This is a genomic window from Vibrio palustris, from assembly GCF_024346995.1.
In the GTDB taxonomy this organism is placed as follows: Bacteria; Pseudomonadota; Gammaproteobacteria; order Enterobacterales; family Vibrionaceae; genus Vibrio; species Vibrio palustris.
Genome location: NZ_AP024888.1, coordinates 754265 through 768810, shown reverse-complemented (window position 1 = coordinate 768810; position 14546 = coordinate 754265). Strand labels below are relative to the sequence as shown.

The 14546-nt window shown below is 43.0% G+C and carries 14 protein-coding genes; 10 read left to right on the top strand and 4 right to left on the bottom strand.

The window, feature by feature from the left end:
• The first annotated feature begins 83 nt into the window (after nucleotides 1–83).
• Nucleotides 84–1100 (top strand): UDP-glucose 4-epimerase GalE, encoded by a 1017-nt coding sequence (gene galE, locus OCU30_RS15880; RefSeq protein ID WP_077314991.1) that lies wholly within the window; start codon nucleotides 84–86, stop codon nucleotides 1098–1100.
• 86 nt (nucleotides 1101–1186) lie between these two features.
• Here galE and OCU30_RS15875 read toward each other — a convergent pair whose 3' ends face one another.
• The 3 genes from OCU30_RS15875 to OCU30_RS15865 all read right to left on the bottom strand — a co-directional run bounded on the left by OCU30_RS15875 (nucleotide 1187) and on the right by OCU30_RS15865 (nucleotide 4926).
• Nucleotides 1187–1792, bottom strand: a complete 606-nt coding sequence (locus OCU30_RS15875) for a hypothetical protein (protein WP_139343490.1) — start codon at nucleotides 1790–1792, stop codon at nucleotides 1187–1189.
• Nucleotides 1793–2231: 439 nt separating this feature from the next.
• Nucleotides 2232–3215, bottom strand: coding sequence for a glycosyl transferase family 90 (locus tag OCU30_RS15870; protein WP_077314993.1), 984 nt, complete (start codon nucleotides 3213–3215; stop codon nucleotides 2232–2234).
• 502 nt (nucleotides 3216–3717) lie between these two features.
• The gene (locus OCU30_RS15865; RefSeq protein ID WP_077314994.1) at nucleotides 3718–4926 is read right to left on the bottom strand and encodes an aromatic amino acid transport family protein; all 1209 of its coding nucleotides are present in this window, start codon (nucleotides 4924–4926) and stop codon (nucleotides 3718–3720) included.
• Between the two features lie 364 nt (nucleotides 4927–5290).
• Between OCU30_RS15865 and OCU30_RS15860 the strand changes: the two genes are divergently transcribed.
• From OCU30_RS15860 to OCU30_RS15850, 3 genes are all read left to right on the top strand, one after another.
• Complete coding sequence (locus tag OCU30_RS15860) at nucleotides 5291–5416, top strand: hypothetical protein (RefSeq protein WP_261821312.1); 126 nt, start codon at nucleotides 5291–5293, stop codon at nucleotides 5414–5416.
• Nucleotides 5417–5530: 114 nt separating this feature from the next.
• Nucleotides 5531–6121, top strand: a complete 591-nt coding sequence (locus tag OCU30_RS15855; RefSeq protein WP_077314995.1) for an acyl carrier protein phosphodiesterase — start codon at nucleotides 5531–5533, stop codon at nucleotides 6119–6121.
• A 47-nt stretch (nucleotides 6122–6168) separates the two neighbouring features.
• The gene (locus OCU30_RS15850; RefSeq protein WP_077314996.1) at nucleotides 6169–7449 is read left to right on the top strand and encodes a DEAD/DEAH box helicase; all 1281 of its coding nucleotides are present in this window, start codon (nucleotides 6169–6171) and stop codon (nucleotides 7447–7449) included.
• An 88-nt stretch (nucleotides 7450–7537) separates the two neighbouring features.
• Here OCU30_RS15850 and OCU30_RS15845 read toward each other — a convergent pair whose 3' ends face one another.
• Nucleotides 7538–8077 carry an NUDIX hydrolase gene (locus tag OCU30_RS15845; protein WP_077314997.1) on the bottom strand — a complete coding sequence of 180 codons (540 nt, stop codon included), beginning with the start codon at nucleotides 8075–8077 and terminating at the stop codon, nucleotides 7538–7540.
• Nucleotides 8078–8309: 232 nt separating this feature from the next.
• Here OCU30_RS15845 and OCU30_RS15840 point away from each other — a divergent pair, with 232 nt between their 5' ends.
• The 6 genes from OCU30_RS15840 (at nucleotide 8310) to OCU30_RS15815 (ending at nucleotide 14535) form a co-directional block, all read left to right on the top strand.
• Entirely contained in the window at nucleotides 8310–9953 is a 1644-nt protein-coding gene (locus OCU30_RS15840; RefSeq protein WP_077314998.1) for an ATPase RavA domain-containing protein, read from the top strand.
• Nucleotides 9954–9968: 15 nt separating this feature from the next.
• Nucleotides 9969–11414: an ATPase RavA stimulator ViaA gene (gene viaA / locus OCU30_RS15835; RefSeq protein ID WP_077314999.1), complete on the top strand. Its 1446-nt coding sequence runs from the start codon at nucleotides 9969–9971 to the stop codon at nucleotides 11412–11414.
• Nucleotides 11415–11525: 111 nt separating this feature from the next.
• A complete protein-coding gene (locus OCU30_RS15830) occupies nucleotides 11526–11744 on the top strand; it encodes a VF530 family protein (RefSeq protein WP_077315000.1) in 219 nt (72 codons plus the stop codon).
• A gap of 250 nt (nucleotides 11745–11994) precedes the next feature.
• Nucleotides 11995–12912, top strand: coding sequence for a metal ABC transporter solute-binding protein, Zn/Mn family (locus OCU30_RS15825; RefSeq protein WP_077315001.1), 918 nt, complete (start codon nucleotides 11995–11997; stop codon nucleotides 12910–12912).
• Between the two features lie 13 nt (nucleotides 12913–12925).
• Nucleotides 12926–13657: a metal ABC transporter ATP-binding protein gene (locus OCU30_RS15820; protein ID WP_077315002.1), complete on the top strand. Its 732-nt coding sequence runs from the start codon at nucleotides 12926–12928 to the stop codon at nucleotides 13655–13657.
• Nucleotides 13658–13683: 26 nt separating this feature from the next.
• Nucleotides 13684–14535: a metal ABC transporter permease gene (locus tag OCU30_RS15815; RefSeq protein ID WP_077315003.1), complete on the top strand. Its 852-nt coding sequence runs from the start codon at nucleotides 13684–13686 to the stop codon at nucleotides 14533–14535.
• Nucleotides 14536–14546 lie beyond the last annotated feature (11 nt).

Genomic DNA, 14546 nt, shown 5'->3' with positions numbered 1-14546 from the left:
AATCTTTCTGTGATTATTCATGAATTCAGTGATTTTTTTATTAGCAGTGGGTACAATCAGGACAACGTTAAAGGAGGCTAGTTATGAACGTATTAGTAACAGGTGGCATGGGCTATATTGGTAGTCATACCTGTATTCAAATGATTGAAGCAGGAATGAATCCTGTCATTTTGGACAATTTATATAATAGTAAATCAACCGTTTTAGAACGCATTCAAACCGTTGCCGGTAAAAAACCACAATTTGTCGAAGGTGATATCCGCAACCGTGATCTATTGGTTGAGACCATGCGTACTCATAACATTGATGCAGTGATTCACTTCGCGGGTTTAAAAGCGGTCGGAGAGTCGGTACAGAAGCCTTTAGAATATTACGATAATAATGTTAATGGCACTTTGGTCCTTGTTGATGCGATGCGTGAAGCCGGTGTCACCTCGCTTGTCTTTAGTTCGTCTGCAACGGTATATGGCGATCCAGCGACAGTACCCATTCTTGAAACTTTCCCAACCAGTGCGACGAATCCCTATGGGCGTAGTAAGTTAATGGTTGAAGAATGTTTGACTGACTTTCAACATGCGAACCCAGATTGGAGTATCACGTTACTGCGTTACTTTAACCCTGTTGGATCTCATCAATCTGGTTTACTTGGCGAAGATCCACAAGGTATTCCGAATAATCTTATGCCATTTGTATCGCAAGTTGCCGTGGGACGCCGTGAATTCTTATCTGTATTTGGTAGTGATTATGACACCAAAGATGGAACGGGAGTACGAGATTATATTCACGTGATGGATTTAGCCGATGGACACATTGCTGCTTTGACTCATGTTGGACGCAAAGAAGGCTTACATGTATACAACCTAGGTACAGGTAATGGTTACAGTGTATTAGAGATGGTTGCGGCATTTGAGAAGGCTAGCGGGACTAAAATTCCATACAAGTTAGTTGAGCGCCGTCCTGGTGATATTGCGGCATGTTATGCGGACCCAGCGAAAGCACAAACGGAACTTGCTTGGAGCGCGATACGTTCATTAGAAGAAATGACGCAAGATACATGGCGCTGGCAGTCGAATAATCCAGAAGGGTACCCAGATCAATAAGCGCCGATTCATTAAAGGTGTTTCTCAAGCATAAAAAAACAGGCGAAATCGCCTGTTTTTTATTGGGTGTGCGTTATTGGTTAGCTTTATGCTCTGGCTTTTTTCGCTTTGGTCAACTCACAGAGTACTTTAACTGCACCATATGCAATTAAAGAATAGCAAAGCAATTCAATACCTTCTTCTGCAACGTTTTTAACGACACGACTAAATTTATCTTCCATCAGTGCTTCCCACAATTTCCCCATCCCGTATAAGCGAGAGAAGACAAGTAGCATGATGGTACCAGATACCACAAAACTCATGTTGTGAGTGCCGAGTATGGTTGACATATGTTGGAGTGTCGCTTTTCCACCTTTATACGCGTAAAACAGCGCAATCGCAGTCACAATTAAGGCCGGCACTTGCCACGCACCATGGTAAATTAAATCGAGAATTTCGTCATTTTCACGAATAAATAGCACCGCATAGAATGCCGCGATCAAGTAGGCTGCGCGATGTAATTCTGGGCGTAATTTACCAATACGGAAAAAACTGTAAACAGTAATCGCAAGGAATACTAATTGAACAGATTCGGTGACGGACGCTTCAGTCATACGATTTTTAAAGTAGAGTATGTCGAGATCGATACAACCTGCGACCACGGCAAATAACACGATTAGTGCTAATGCTTCTAGTATTGTTTTTTTTATCATAATATCCGCTACGTTTGTTGAGAATGTCATCTGACTAACATCAGATATTTGGGGTTATCCTCATTAGCAAAAGAGTGAGTAAAAGGCTACTAGCTAACGAGTGACAGCATTTTTGCTATTTTCAATTTAATTGTCAAACCTAAAAAAAACATTGTTCAATAGTAATATAGCACACCTATTATTAGTATGAACTTATATACATGATATCAATGGAATTATCTTAAAACTCGACCAGGACAAAAATGATATTGCAGATAAAATGAAGAAGTGAGCAAAAAAAGTGTTTATTTGACAATTAACTAACAATTTTTTGGTTTTGTTAGTTAATTGTCAAAATGAGATGTTGTTACACACAGGGTTTTACAGGAAGAGAAAGTAGCCGATGGTGCAGTGCCAGTGTAAAAAAGGAGTGAGGCTAGTCACTCCTTTTGATGGTCCGCTATTTAAGCACATATTTCGCAATAGACGCGATCAGCGGATGATCACGTTGAGGTAAATGACCGCCCTTTGATAAGTTAAAGTATTTGTAGGCGACAAGATAGCTTAACAGTCTTTCTTCGTAGGGGTTTTGAAATTGCTCAACCCATTGGTTCGCATTCTTAATAATGCGTTCTGCTTCTTCTGGATGTGAATGATAGTAATCCATTTTTTCAATCAAATCTGAAAAGTCATCTTTTATCTGCACATAATGCACATTTGGGATTAACTTACCTTCCATAAACCATGTTTCATAGTTAAGTTTTGGACTGACCGCTAGCGAGTTGGATGACATTATCCACTTTAAATTGGTTGCAACATCCTTGCCTTCTAAGCTTAAAATGAACTTAAAATTCAATTGGTCTTCAATGGATATCTTAGGGACAACATACGCTAATTGATCGTCGTCTTCTTTGTCCGTGCGCCCTAAATCACAACGCTCGTGATAATACAGCTTATCTAAAAGCGCGCGTCGATTAGGCCGAAAGCCACTACCACGCCATACCGCCATATTTTTTTTGTGGCGAAACTCTAGGTTATCTTTGACAAACCGATAGTGACGAATTTCGTTAAGTTTTAAAAGTACCGAGTTTCGATTATCCCCGTTGATTGGACGACTTTTGACGAAAGTGGGTGTAGCAGGGACGTCTGTCACGTCCCCGTGAATAAAGTTAAACTGTAAATCGCGGTCAAAACCTTTAATGACCTTAAGTAAATCAAAGAAGTAGGTACTGCCACATTCTTTTTTGAACTGGCCGATTTTTGGAGACTGCTGTGAAAGTGAAAACGCCGCATGAATCTTTATATAATAATCGACGCGTTCTTGTAGCCGGTTTCTGGTCGCTTCAGGCAAGCTTTTTAACTGTTTATCAACGTAATAGCTCAACATCGATTGCGGAATCATGCTGTAGAGCGCGTTGGTAAGATAATATTTTAGTTTTCTCATGAATCGACCCGTCTCGTACGTTTAGGTTCATAAAATACAATACATTCATTTTGGCTTCTTGGTATCAAGAGGCAGTGTCTTATCCGGTTAATCGGCTTGACCGCGATAACAAGCAAAGTCGATGACGGCGTTTGCCGTGGGCATTTCATTATAATTAAACTAACAGCATATTTTGTGCCATCAATCCAGATTCAGTTAGAAATCTTCATTATTATGTTAATAAAACATGACAATATGATTTAAACACCGCTATTTTTGTTGCTATGTTAATTGTTAGGCTGAATATGTGAAGAAAAGTTCACTAGTTAGCGAGAATTTGCAAACTCTCTTAGACACTAGTGTAGTACCAAACACTGATATTTGGCCGTTGTTTTCGGTTCGATATAGGACAGTATAGTGGAAGAGTGTGAGCACAAGGCAAAGACTTGCCTCTAATGGCAGTAATAAAAAAGTAAGGCTCATCTCTACTAGGTGAGATGAACGTTACTTTTTTATACGGTGATTAACCGAGAGAGGGTAAGAGTCCTAATGTAATTAGGATTTGTACGGCGACGATGATGACACCAATGATTGCGCTGATTATCAAAGCGGCACTACCGCCTTTAACCTGGTAAGGTTGCGCCGTATGTCGTGACTGCTTACGAACGGTGTAGGCCATTACCACAGGAAGAAAAATAGCGAGAATGGCGAGCGCGATAGCCGCATAGCCTAAAGCCATAATAAACCCTTGTGGATAAAACAATGCAAACGCCAAAGGTGGCAAGAACGTAATTAATGATACGAGAGGCCGATTCATGGCGCGAGTAGTTTTACTTAAACTGTCACCTAAAAATTCGAACAGCCCTAAGCTCACTCCAAGAAATGATGTTAATAACGCTAAGTCTGCAAAAATGCCGATAATATGGCTGAGATTCGATTGATGGACGGTCTGCGCTAGTGTGCGAACCAATGCGTTCAACTGAGAGTTATTGACTAAGTGATCTTGAGGAATAACACCTAACGTCACGATTTGCCAAAACATATAAATGATTAGCGGGATGGCAGACCCCATCAAAATGGCTTTTCTGAGCGCGGATGTATTTCCATCGAGATAATTGACAATGGCTGGAATACTTCCGTGAAAGCCAAATGAGGTGAAAATAACCGGAATAGCGGCGACGATTAAACCTTGTTGAAGTGGCATGCTTAGCAGATAAGAGTGCGTCACATTGGGTGCTAAAAAGAAGAGCACCATGACTAGAGCGACGAGTTTACAGGCGAAAAGTACACGGTTTACTTTATCGACAAGCCCGGTGCCAAGCGTGACAACAACAGCGACAACAATGGTGAACAAGACGGTTCCTGTGCCAGGAGAGAAATGCGTGCCGGTGAACTCGGTAATACGTTGGGTGAATTGTGAACCGCCACCGGCAATATACGCCGCGCATAAGGCATAAAAAAGAAATAGCATGGCAAAGGTTGCAATCCATTTTCCTTTATAACCTAAAATTTTCTGTGCGAGAGTATGCAAGGTTGCATTGCTATCTGCATATTGGTGAAGCTCTACCATCAGTAGGGCGGTAAATGCCATTAACGCCCATAGTACTAACATAATGAGCAGAGACGTAGAAAAACCGATACCAGCAGAGGCCAACGGAAGCGCTAACATACCAGCACCAATTGTGGTTCCTGCAATGATCAAAGTACTACCAAAAAGCTTTGATTGAGTCATAGTGTAAACTTTATTATACGTTTTGTAGGGTGTTATATCCTAAAAGATAAGAATCTTAAGGCATAACGTGAGTAAACAACCGAATAATCCTTATTCTCTAAGAGATTTATGACGCCGTCAATGCGTTTATAAAAATAAACATTTTTTGTAAATTTAAATGTACACCTTAAATATAACGTGCTCGCTGATAGAAAGAATCCATCTTAAGGCTAGACGGCACGAGATTATTCGCATAATGTTGACAGGTATCCGATATATATCGGACACAAGGAATTTTATTACGTTGCACTATTTAGCTAACGTTACGTTGACGCGTTGTCGTCACATACGGCTATATAGACAATAATAACCAAGGAGGTCGACGATGAGTGACCGAAATACCGTTCCTCAGGAAGATAGTTTGGAATGGATGGATGCAATGGAAATTGGTTGCGTTCTTTCTGACTATCAACCAGCAGTGCAAGAGGATGCTTCATCTTCTTTGCAATAGTGTTAAGCCAGCGCCAAGCGCTGGCTTTTAAGTCCATACCTTACGCTTTTATGTCTCCGATGCCATTCATCTTTGAAAGCTCCCTTCTGATTATTTTATATAGCTAGTGCGCCAATGAATTATCTTGCCCATTTACATCTTGCACAATATTGCCAAAGCCAATTACTCGGTAACCTGTTGGGAGATTTTGTACGTGGTAATGTACAAGACCGTTTCACTGCTGAGGTGGTTGAGGGGATTCATATGCATCGTTGGGTGGATGCGTATACTGATAGCCATCCGATTGTGCTCCAAGCTAAACATTTGTTTCCAGAATCGTTAAAGCGTTTTGCTCCGATTGCATTAGATATGTTTTGGGATCATTGCTTGAGTCGCCATTGGTCTTTGTACCATGAGAAACCGCTATCCGAGTTTACCCGCGAAGCTGAACAGATTGTTCAAGACCAACAAAGAGCTGTTCGCCAATACACGGTATTACCGGAATCGTTTGTCGCTGTGAATGACAAAATGTGGTCTGGTCGATGGCTTGAATCGTATAAAGACTTCGAGAATATTGAGTTTGCACTACACCGAATTGCGTCGCGTCGTGAACGCTTGGCGCCACTTAGTCAATGTATCACTACGCTAGCAACCAAATACACTCAGTTTGAGTCGTTATTTTTTGTGTTTTATCCGCAATTATTAAACGCAGCACGAAACGAGTGAGTCTGGTACAATGCGCGCCCCGTTTTGCTATTGTTAGGAAATCCGTTATGTCGACTTCTCCATCGTCGTTTGCCAGTCTTGGTCTAGACCCTGCTTTGATTAACATCTTGCAGTCACTGTCTATTGTTGAACCTACGCCTATCCAAGCTCAAGGTATTCCTGCGATCCTTGCAGGACAAGACGTGTTAGCCGCTGCGCAAACCGGAACCGGCAAAACGGCCGCTTATGGTTTGCCACTGATTCAACGTTTGTGCGAGCCATTAGATTTAGCAACGAAGACTTATTTAGAGCAAACACGTGGGGTCAGGGCATTAATTGTCGTGCCGACTCGAGAATTAGCTCAGCAAGTATTAGATAACCTACAAGCCTATGCTCAAAACACCGATCTCAATATTGTGGCGGTGTATGGTGGCACGAGCTTAAGTGTGCAGAAGAATAAACTGCAGCACGGCGCAGATGTGCTTATTGCTACTCCGGGTCGCCTGCTCGATCATTTACACACTAAGGCTGTATCAGTAAAAGCGGCCACAACATTGGTACTTGATGAAGCCGATCGATTACTTGATATGGGTTTTATGCCTGATATTCAGCGCTTATTGCGTCAAATGCCAGCTCGTCAACAAACGCTCTTTTTCTCTGCGACGTTTACACAAAACATCAAAGCCACCGCTTACCGGTTGTTGGATAACCCTACTGAAATTCAGGTGACCCCAAAAAATTCAGCGGCGGAGACGGTGACGCAAATTGTGTATCCAGTTGATAAAAAGAGAAAACAAGCGTTGCTATCATTTTTGATTGGTTCGCGTAATTGGCAACAAGTCTTAGTGTTCGTTAAAACCAAACAGGGTAGTGATCATCTTGCAAAAGAGTTAAAGCTTGACGGTATTAAAGCCGTGTCCATCAATGGCGATAAGAGTCAAGGCGCGCGCTTACGCGCGTTAGAAGAGTTTAAATCGGGTAAAGTACGCGCATTAATTGCTACAGATGTCGCGGCGCGTGGTTTAGATATCGCTCAGCTTGAACAAGTGGTCAACTATGATATGCCATTTAAGGCTGAGGATTATATCCATCGTATTGGGCGAACAGGTCGTGCGGGATCGGCTGGTTTGGCGGTATCACTGCTAAGTCGTGATGAAGAACCGGCATTAGAAGCGATTGAACGCTTGTTGGATACGCGTTTACCTCAAGAGTGGTTAGCCGGTTTTGAACCCTCACCGAGAGGCGCTCAGCAAGACAATGAGCCGACGAGTCGCCGCAATAGCCGTTCTGCAGAAAAGCGTAAGCTAAAGGCGAAACTCAATATCCATGCCGGACGTGGTAAGCGTTAAGCTCAACGCCATCTACACCTTCTAGTCACCATAAGCTCACCGATGGGCTTTATGGTGGCGCATGTTCTCCGTGAGACATATTGCTTTATTATTCGCGGCCAAGATCGCTTTGCAGAGCATGACACAGTTTCGCTTTATACAGACACGCAATAGTCTTGGAATCGGTGATCTTACCCTCGATGATGAACTGCTCTAATTGTTCGAGCGTATGAGTCGTGACTTCAATGATCTCGTCTGCATCGCAAGCGTAACGCTGAGTATGGTCAAGATGATAAGCGACAAAGAGATGTTGGATTTCATCACACATTCCTGCCATTGGCGTTAATTGCCCCAAAGAAATAAAGCGCTCAGCGCTATAGCCAGTTTCTTCTTCGAGTTCACGCTTGGCACACTCTAATGGTTCTTCTCCTAGCTCCATTGTGCCCGCTGGAACTTCAATCATCCATTTGCCTAGTGACGGCCGGTATTGGTTGACCACCACAATCCGCCCATCTTCCGTGACAGGAATGATAACGGCCGCGCCTGGGTGTTCAATGGTGGTATGCGTTAATGTATGCCCATTAGGCAAGGTCATTGTTTGTTCCGTTAACGCGAGAGACTGTTTCCATTGGTGGATGATGGTCTTCATACTGGCCTGTTATCTTAGGTTTGTCCTTTAATGGGCTAATACCTTAGCGTAATTTTTCGCAATTACCCAGACGCAATTAGTATTTTAAAAAATCTAAGGTTGCTATTCTGCTCATATTTGCAAACAATACGCGCCACACACTGGTTGGCAAGCGACACTATTTCAGCATTTCCAAGATGTTACTGCTGTGCTAATCAGTCAATTAAGTTGCTGCTAAGGAGCCCGCTTACTTATGAATTCATCGTCTATAGCCTCTCATGCCAGTCATGCACTGCTATCGGAACGCATTAATCAGCTTGCCGCTTCTCTAAGCGACGGGGTGTATGAGCGTGAGAGTATTATCAAATTGTGTTTATTGGCGGCATTAAGCGGAGAAAGTGTATTCTTATTAGGACCTCCAGGCATTGCGAAAAGTTTGATTGCGAAGCGTTTAATTCAAGCTTTTGATAACAGTAGTTATTTTGAATATCTCATGACACGGTTTTCGACACCAGAGGAAGTGTTTGGACCGTTGAGTATCCAAGAGCTTAAAGACAATGGTCGTTATGTGCGCCTAACCGATGGGTATCTGCCAACGGCACAGGTGGTGTTTTTGGATGAAATCTGGAAAGCCGGTCCTGCTATCCTGAATACATTATTGACGGTTGTGAATGAAAAAACGTTTAAAAACGGCAGTGAAGTACAAAAAGTACCGATGCGCTTGCTGATTTCCGCCTCGAATGAGCTGCCAGATAAAGATAGCGGCTTAGATGCCTTGTATGACCGTATGTTAGTGCGCGTCTTTGTCAATCGTATTCAAGATAAGCAAAATTTTAAGGCCATGTTAACTGTTGGCACGAACCAAGAGGCGAGTGTCGACCCGGCGTTAAAAATCAGCGATGACGAATATCATCAGTGGCAAGCGCAATTAGAGCAATTAACATTAAGTGATGAGCTGTTTGATAAGTTATACCGGCTTAAAAGCTTGTTAGAAAGCGAAACAGGACAAACCGCGGATGCTTATGTCTCCGATCGCCGCTGGAAAAAATCAGTGAAATTACTCAAAGCGAGCGCTTTTTTTAATGGTCGGCAAGAAATTAACCCACTCGATCTATTACTGCTTGAACATTGTTTGTGGAGCTCACCAGAGTCTCGTGATGTGGTCCAAAATGTGATGGAGCGTTTTGCGTTTGAAGAAGCATTTGATCAACAACAGGTTGCTCAGAACATCGACTTGGTACAAGAATTAATGCGCAAAGTTGAGAGCAGTATTGGCGAGTCTTTAGCCATGCCATTGCAACTCGAAATGTCTTCCGGTTTAAGAAAAAAGCAGGTTTATCATTATGATGTTTCCCAAGCTACCTTACATCAAGTTGGCACTTCCTCTCAGTTAGTGAAGTTAGTGTTGTTACATCGCAATTTGTCGGTATCTGAAAATGAAAAAGGGGATAGCCGTTGGGTGTATGTGCCGCTAGTGGAATTTGAAAAATTAATCAAAGAAGGGCATGGCAGTGTCTATGGTTATGTCAATCAAAATACCCAGTTATGTCGGTTACATTTTGCTTTAGATGCGGATCGCCGTTTAGTGATCAAGGATATTGCGAATCGTTCCGTGTTAATTGCCTTAGTCACTCATCAAGGCTTACCACAAGATCTTTATCAAGAGTGGCAGGCTCAAGCAGACAAAGCGGCAGAAACCCTTGAACAAGCCAAGCATCAAGTACGTCACGTTCGTACCCAGTTTCATACGGCATTACCCCATAACTTTGTTGAGTCCTCTATTCTTTCTAAAATCGAATCGGGGGTTCAAGATTTAGTCTCCCGTCTCGAAACCGTACGTAATGAATGCGAGCCTAATATCCAACGTTTACAGCGTTTGCCGGATTACTTTTCTTAGAGGAACGTATTATATATGTTGGGGGCTGATGGGTTAAATTTAGCATTAACGATTGCAGATTCAGGCATTATCGATGCGGCGGTCAATGATTTGATGGGGCGCTCTCAGGTTATGATGATGGCAGAGCATCGCGGGGTAAGTACCTCGGTTAAAAAGCATGTGCTAAGCTGGCGCCGTCATGTTCGAGACCGCATGACACGTGTCGGGCAAACTGAGCGATTCAAGCAAGAAATAAATTTATATCAAGAGGTAATTCATTGGCGAGAAGATACGTTTATTGAGCGGTTACCAGAGCTGATGAATCAGCTTGAGCACCTTTCGCCTTTCTACCGTCAAGCAAAACGGTTAGTGGAAAATAATAAAGGGGTAGATAACCCTGTTTTTCCACATTATTTCTGTGAACAGTGGTACCGAGCACTGAGTGATGCGATTCGTGAAGAAGAAATCTTAGAACTTGAAAGTAATAAAGAACAACTTTTAGCGGATTTATATCAACGCATGGAGACCATGCGTAATATGAAAAAAGTCACAGAGGTGGGAGATGAAAATAGTGTTGGACGCTTATGGGATATGGCTTCGGCAAAACTAAGTCGTACCGATTTAACCATAATGAAACAGCACGCGAAATTTTTGCAGCGCAATCAAGGGTTACAGAGCATCGCCGAGCAATTGGGGCGTATGGCGAGTGATGTGGATGATCCGAGCTTAAATCGCGCCCCTACAGAATCGATGCAAGTCGTTGAGGAAGAATCGGATTGGGCCACTGATGACATTGTTGGCGTGCACAATAGTGATGATCTTAATAAGCTACTCCCCAATGAAGCGCTATTTTTGACGTATCCCGAATTAGAGGTAGTTTTCTATAAACGATTAGTCGATAAACGTTTGATGAATTACCGTATGCGCGGCAAATCGCGTACATTACGTGAAGTGAAAACCCACAAGCCTCAGTCTAAGCAAGTCGATATTGATAAAGGTCCTTTTATTCTGTGTGTGGATGCCTCCGGATCCATGAGTGGTTTTCCAGAACAAAGCGCCAAAGCGTTTGCTTATGCGCTGATGCAGTTAGCACTAGCCGATAATCGTGATTGTTATGTGATGTTATTTTCCACCGAGCACATTGCTTACGAGCTGACTCGGCAAGATGGATTACGTGAAGCGAGTGATTTTCTTAGCTATACCTTTCATGGTGGTACGGATTTCGAACCGGTCATTAACGCCGGAATTGAAAAAATGACGACGCAGCGTTACAAGAACGCCGACTTAGTTATGATTTCAGATTTTATTGCGCCCGTACAAAACGAAGATTTGCTCACGCAAGTCGAGGCCCTGAAACGCCAACATAATCGTTTTCATGCTGTGTGTTTGTCACGGTATGGTAACCCAGAGCTTCTGAGTATGTTTGACCATTGTTGGCGTTATCATCCGAATGTCATTGGTCGGTTGGTGAGGCGTTGGTAGTGTTGCAAAGCAACCTATAATGATGGATGGATGAGATTCTGTTATATTAGCTATGGTTTGTATCTCAATACCATCACCGCTGTGTGTTTGGTACTTAGACTAGGAAAAGTTGTGAATCAATCTCAGAAAAATAATCCTTTGCATGGCCTGACTTTAGAAAAAATACTGACACATTTAGTTGAGCAGTATGGTTGGGATGGCTTATATCAGCAGATTCGAGTGAACTGCTTTTCGAATGATCCGTCGATTAAATCGTCATTAAAGTTTTTACGTAAAACACAATGGGCGAGGGATAAAGTTGAAGCTTTGTATGTTCAAACCTTTAGCTAATCAACGACAGTATGGAATTGAATGGGCGCCGCTTAAGGCGCCTTTTTTATACGTATGACGTTCCCGAACACTAATAGGATAGTAAAGACGCATTGTCATTGAATTTGTTTTGTTATAACATTACATTTCTGCATTGCCGAGTGCAATTTATACTATAAATCTAACTACCTATAGTCGATAGAGCAAGCGGTAATTCCATTGTGATACTCAACCCATCAATAAGAAGAATTTCGATAAGGAGCGTTCAGACATGGTGTCTAATTTGAAAAAGCTATTGCTAGCGACTGCACTTGTATGTCCGACACTAGCGATGGCTGCGCCAATTAATGTGGCTGTAAGTATTGTACCAGAGCAATATTTTGTAGAACAAATTGGTGGTGACCACGTAAATGTGGATGTTATCGTACCGCCAGGAGCCGAGCCAGATACATATGCTCCAAAGGCGATGCAAATGCGTAAGTTGGCAAAAACGGATCTCTATTTTCCGATGGGAGTACCTTTTGAAAACGCATGGCAAAAGCGTATTGCTGGCGTGAATGCCGATATGAAAGTTGTACCTTTGTATCAGCGCGTCTGTCGGCGCCAGTTCCCAGAAGGGATGGGTGAGCACGACCATGGCCACGGCCATGATCATGACCAGCATAGCGCTCACCACGATCATGCCAACCCATGTCGTCCCGAACGTGCGGACCCGCATATTTGGATGTCTCCGACATTAGTGCGTATCATGGCTGGAACCATCCGTGATACCTTGATTGAACAAGATCCAGCACATAAAGCCGATTACGAACATAATTTTCGTCAGTTTGCACAACATATCAACGATATCGATTCTCAGATACTCAAAGCACTGGAAGGACTAAAATCAAATACGTTTTTAGTGTATCATCCTGCTTTTGGCTATTTTGCACGTAGCTATGGTTTGAAACAGTTGCCAGTCCAAGTGCACGGAACCGATCCAACACCGACACAGCTGGCTAAAATTATCAAGCAAGCTAAAGCTTCTGATATCAAAGTTGTGTTTGTTGAGCCTCAATTTTCAAAACGCGCTGCAGAAACGGTAGCGAAAGAAATTGGAGGGCAAGTTGTGGCCGTGGATCCGTTAGCAAAAGATTGGGGACGTAACTTAGTAAACGTAGCAAACGCGTTTACAAAAGCACTAAAGTAATAGGATAGAGAACATGGTTGACGCATTGCAATTGTCACAGGTCAGTTTTGCCTATGAGGAAAAAACCGTACTACAGGATGTGAATTTAACATTAGCAGAAGGCGATTTTTTACTCATTCTTGGCCCCAATGGGGGCGGGAAAAGTACCTTGGTCAAATTGCTGCTGGGGTTATTAACCCCGAGCCATGGACATATTCGCTTATTAGGCCAGCGCCCCTCAGAGGCGCTGGCTTGTGTCGGTTATGTTCCTCAAATTACGGTGAATGGTTCACGTTTGCCGATTCAAGTCGCGGAAGTCGTACGCTTAGGGTTATACCGTGAGAAAGGATTAAATCGCGCGCAAAAGCAGCAACGAGTCAATGATGCTCTGCAAAAGGTGGGACTCACTCATTTGGCGAACCAACAGTTCACATCGTTATCAGGTGGGGAGCGTCAACGTGTCTTGATTGCGCGGGCTTTGGTGATTAATCCTCGGGTTTTATTACTTGATGAGCCGACTGCAAGTGTTGACCAAGAGGCTCGTGAGCAAATTTATTCGCTATTAGCCACGTTGAGTCAAGACGCGACTATCGTATTAATTACTCATGATCCAGATACTCAACATTTACCTATTACCCATACAGCATTAGTGAATGGAAGCCTTCTCTGTCATAATGGGCACGCTTTGACGCAAGAAATGGTGGCGTTATCTCTAGGAACGAGCTTGAGCCATTTACAATCACTAAATATTGTTGAATCTGCCTAAAACGAATTGTCATCGAGTAGTTATCCATGCAGGAATTTTTTTCTTATACCTTTGTGCAGCATGCACTTATTGCCGCCGTTTTCGCGAGTATTGTTTGTGCGATAGTCGGCACTTTAATTGTTATTAACCAGTTAGTTTTTCTCGCGGGTGGGGTTGCGCATGCGGCTTATGGCGGCGTTGGTGCCGCGGTGACATTGCGTTTACCACTCATGCCCACGTTATTATGCTTTACTAGTGCCAGTGCGTTATTGATGGGCGGGCTCACAGCCAGACGGCGTGAACGCACGGAAGTATTGATCGGAGCACTATGGGCCGCAGGTATGGCAAGCGGCATATTAATGCTCGACTTTTCGAATGGGTATAATGTCGATCTTATGAGTTACCTGTTTGGCAGTATGCTCGCAGTGTCGACGTTTGATTTGTGGATAATGGGTGGCGTGGTGGCGCTAATCATTGTCTTAGCGGTTTGGTTATATGATGAATTTCTGCTGATTTCATTTGATATGGAATATGCACGAACTCGTCGGGTTCCCGTTAAGATGATCTATACCGTGTTGTTATTGATGACGGCGTTTTCAACCGTTGTGATGATTCGGGTCGTGGGAATTATTTTAACGATTGCACTTTTAACGGTCCCGCCTTTTATTGGTATGCGTTATGCCAATCGGTTATGGAAAATGATGGTTATCTCGGGGGTGAGTGCCTTGATTTTCTGTATCGGAGGGTTACTTGGTGCTTACTTTATCGATGTAACAGCGAGTGCAGCAATCATCGTGTTAGAAACGGCCACATTAGGGGTGATTTTAGCGGGTGAAAAAGTGGTTGAGCTATGGCGAAAACGACGAGTGAAATCTGCTTTTGCTCGGTTGAATCAGTAAACCTTGCCTCA